Origin of the sequence: Pseudomonas sp. HMWF006, from assembly GCF_003061205.1 — a bacterium.
GTDB classification, from domain to species: domain Bacteria; phylum Pseudomonadota; class Gammaproteobacteria; order Pseudomonadales; family Pseudomonadaceae; genus Aquipseudomonas; species Aquipseudomonas monsensis.
In genome coordinates this window covers 549-1,181 of record NZ_QAIU01000163.1, presented here as the reverse complement: position 1 = coordinate 1,181, position 633 = coordinate 549, and the positions used below count along the sequence as shown (strand labels likewise).

General features: G+C 55.8%; 2 pseudogenes. One reads left to right on the top strand and one right to left on the bottom strand.

The annotated features are described in order from the left end of the window. A pseudogene (locus DBR24_RS06585) lies at positions 1–283 on the top strand (proline/betaine transporter); the annotation flags it as partial. A 143-nt stretch (positions 284–426) separates the two neighbouring features. On the opposite strand, the pseudogene DBR24_RS31620 reads toward DBR24_RS06585, so the two are convergent. Next, positions 427–633, bottom strand: a pseudogene (locus DBR24_RS31620) (TetR/AcrR family transcriptional regulator); the annotation flags it as partial.

The window sequence follows — 633 nt, the reverse complement described above, 5'->3', positions numbered from 1 at the left end:
CGCCTGGCTGGTAGAAAGCACCAATAACCTGTACATGCCGGCGTATTACCTGATGGTCATTGCCGTGATCGGCCTGATCACTGGCGTCACCATGAAGGAAACCGCCAACCAGCCGTTGCGTGGCGCTGCGCCGGCGGCTTCCGATCTTGAGGAAGCCAAAGAGCTGCTGCAGGAGCATCACGATAATATCGAGCAGAAAATTGAAGATATCGACGCGCAAATTGCGGAGCTGGAGGACAAGCGCAAGTTGCTGGTGCAGCAGCATCCGCGTATCAACGAATGAGTTGAATTAATTCCTCTTGTGGCGAGGGAGCTTGTCGAATTGTCGTCCGTCCCGCTGGGGGGCGGAGCGGCCTTTCTTTCAAAAGCAAGGGCCTGCTGCGCAGTGCAGCGGAAGTAAGCGCCCTCGCCACAGGGTTGAGCTATTCAGTTCACCAACATGCCGTGACACATCAAACTCAAAACGCTGCGCATATGCCGCGCATGCGCCTCTCTGTCCGGCGTCGCCTCGGTCGCCAGGCGAATAAACGCGACATTCGCATACTGGTTAAACAGCGTCGCCGCGACATTTATGTCGATGGATTCGCGAATTTTACCGACGCGCTGAAAATGCATCAGCAATGCCTTGGTCTC